This is a genomic window from Nocardia sp. NPDC004278, from assembly GCF_053602975.1.
Window position 1 is genome coordinate 1 of sequence record NZ_JBSGEQ010000099.1, and the last position, 3,152, is coordinate 3,152.

Annotated in this window: 2 protein-coding genes; one reads left to right on the plus strand and one right to left on the minus strand. The window is 67.0% G+C overall.

Going from position 1 to position 3,152, the window contains the following annotated elements:
• On the minus strand, positions 1-351 hold a 351-nt coding region (locus ACWEO2_RS44195; protein ID WP_452410860.1), incomplete at its 3' end, for a hypothetical protein.
• On the opposite strand from ACWEO2_RS44195, the gene ACWEO2_RS44200 reads away from it, so the two are divergent.
• The coding region (locus tag ACWEO2_RS44200; protein ID WP_452410859.1) for a condensation domain-containing protein at positions 316-3,152 on the plus strand (2,837 nt) is incomplete at its 3' end. The two genes, ACWEO2_RS44195 and ACWEO2_RS44200, sit on opposite strands and share 36 nt — an antisense overlap.

The following is a 3,152-nucleotide window of genomic DNA, read 5'->3' on the forward strand; positions in this document are numbered from 1 at the left end:
GGCGCCTCGATCTGGATCCTCGACCAACGGCTGCAACCTGTTCCGGCGGGTGTGGCGGGTGAGTTGTATGTCGCGGGTGATCTGCTCGCGCGTGGATATCATCGTCGGGCGGGGACGACGGCGGAGCGTTTCGTTGCGTGTCCGTGGGTTGCGGGCAAGCGTATGTATCGCACCGGCGATATCGTGCGTTGGACCAGCGATCGTACGATCCAGCATCTGGGTCGATCTGATTTCCAGGTCAAGATTCGTGGTCTGCGTATCGAACTCGGTGAGATCGATACCGCGCTCACCAGCCATGAAACCGTGGCGTATGCGGTGACTGTCGGTCACCGCAACGATGCGGGTACCCAATCGCTGGTGTCCTATGTTGTTGCCGCTGCGGGACAATCGATCGATACCGCGTTGCTGGCCGACTACCTGTCCGACCGGTTGCCGTCGTATATGGTCCCGTCCTCGATCATGGTGCTCGACCGCATCCCACTCACACCGGTCGGCAAACTCGACCGAAAAGCACTACCGAGACCGGTATTCACCGACACCAAACCCTTCCGAGCACCCCACACACCGACCGAACACATCATCGCTAGGACCTTCGCCGACCTACTCGGCGCCGACGCAGTCGGTCTCGATGATTCGTTCTTCGCCCTGGGCGGCGACAGCATCATGTCGATCCAGTTGGTCACCCGGGCCAGGGCGGCCGGTGTGACGTTCTCCGCACGGGATGTGTTCGAGCGGAAGACGGTCGCCGGACTGGCCGAGGTCGCAGTCGATGGCAGCGCAGCCGCTGTTCTGTCGGAACTGCCCGGCGCAGGGGTGGGATCGGTGCCGCTGACGCCGATCATGCGACGGCTGCTCGAACATTCCGAGTCGGAGATCGGCCGCTTCTCGCAGGCGATGACGCTGAATCTGCCGATGAGAATCGACCGGCAGCGACTGGCCGACACCGTGCAGGCGGTCCTCGATCGCCACGACATGCTGCGCGCACGGCTGCGCTCGGACGACGATCGGCGCCGGACGTGGGATGTGTTGCCGGTCGGCATGATTCGCGCCGACGACGTCATCCATCGGGTGCCGATGCCAGCAGGCACCGAGTTCCGGACGTTGGCGGCGGCGGAGTTGACGGCCGCCGCGGACCGGCTGGATCCGAACGCCGGGACCGTACTGCAGGTGGTCTGGTTCGATCCGATGCACGCGGCGGAACCGGGCAAGGTCCTTGTGCTGGTGCATCAATCGGTGATCGATCGGGATTCCTGGCGCGTACTGGTGCCCGACCTCGCGGTCGCGTGGGCGCGGATCGAATCCGGCGAGCCACCCGAACTCGCCCCGGTCGGGACATCCATGCGCAGATGGGCGTATGAGCTGGTCGAGGCGGCCCGACGCCCGGAGCGGGTGGCAGAGCTCGAACTGTGGCGAGCGATGGCCGACCAGCGTGATCCGATGATCGGGTCACGGCCCCTGGACCCCGCGATCGATGTGGCGGCCACCGCTCGGACCGTCGAGGTCGAGCTGTCTCCCGAGGTGACCGAGGCGCTATTGACCGAGGTGCCAGCGACATTCCACGGCGGGGACGCCGACGGGCTACTGGCCGCGCTGGCGGTGGCGGTGACGAAGTGGCGGCGCGAACGGGAGTCGGAAGCCGCGGGGCCGACGGATATGGTGATCAACCTCGAAGGACACGGTAGGGAGGAAGGCGTCGTCCCGGGCGCTGATCTGACCCGCACGGTCGGCTGGTTCGCCACGGGCTTCCCGGTGCGTTTGGATCTGTCGGGCATCGATCTCGACGACGCGTACGCGGGTGGGCCCGCCATGGGCGCAGCGGTCAAGTCCATCAAGGAACAGCTTCTCGCCGTCCCGGACCACGGGATCGGCTATGGCTTGCTGCGGTACCTCAACGAGGACACCGGCCCGACACTCGGCGCGCTGCCGACGCCGCAGATCGCATTCAACTACGTCGGCCGCGTCTGGACGGGGGTTCCCGAAGGGATATCGGCCGTCGCATGGCTGCCGGTGGACGGCGGTGGCCTCGTCGGTGCGCAGAATCCGAATATGCCGGTGTCGGCGGTGCTCGACATCAATGCCTGCACCCGCGACGACGGCCAAGGACCGCAGTTGCGAGCCACCTGGTCCTATCCTGCGGGGCTGCTCACCGCCGACGAGGTGGGTGCGGTGGCGGATTCGTGGTGCCGGGCACTGACCGCGTTGGTGACGCATGCCCGCCATGCCGGGAGCGGCGGGCGGACGCCTTCGGATTTCGATCTGGTTCGGCTCGGGCAGGTCGAAATCGAGCGGCTCGAGGGCAGGTATCCGAGGTTGAGCGATGTCTGGCCGTTGACGCCGTTGCAGGGGGGACTGCTGTTCCACGCGCTGGTGTCGGAGGAGTCGGTGGACGCCTACCTGACCCAACTGGTCCTCGAACTGCGTGGACAGGTCGATCCGGAGCGGCTGCGCCGTGCCGGGCAGGTTGTGCTGGACCGCCATCCGAATCTGCGTACCGCCTTCGACACCGATGTCGGGCCGGTGCAGGTGGTCCAGGAAGGCGTTGAGGCGTCGTGGTCGGAGGTCGACCTGTCCGGGCTCGATGACAGTGCACGCGAGCACGAATGGGAGCTGCTGCTCGCCGCGGACCGGGCGACCCGGTTCGATCCGGCTCGTGCCCCGCTACTGCGGTGGATGCTGGTCACCACCGCGCCGGGGCAGTACCGGCTGGTGCTGACCAATCATCACCTGCTGCTCGATGGCTGGTCGACGCCGCTGCTGCTGAAGGAACTACTGGTGCTCTACGCCACCGACGGCGACGCCACCATCCTGCCCGAAGTCCGCCCCTACCGAGACTTCCTGGCCTGGATCGCCGGGCAGGACCAAGCCGCGGCGCTCGACGCCTGGGCCCACGCGTTCGACGGCACCGAGGAGCCGACCCTGGTGGCGCACGCCGATCCCGGCCGCCGCTACACCGAATCCCGCGATGTGGTCGCCGAGTTGACCGAGGAGCAGACCGCGGCGCTGACGAGCCTCGCCCGGGGCCGTGGCGTCACCCTCAACACCGTGGTCCAGCTGGCGTGGGCAATTGTGTTGGGCTCGTTGACTTCCCGCGACGATGTGACCTTCGGTGCCGCGGTGTCCGGGCGGTCCCCGCAGCTGGCGGGTATCGAATC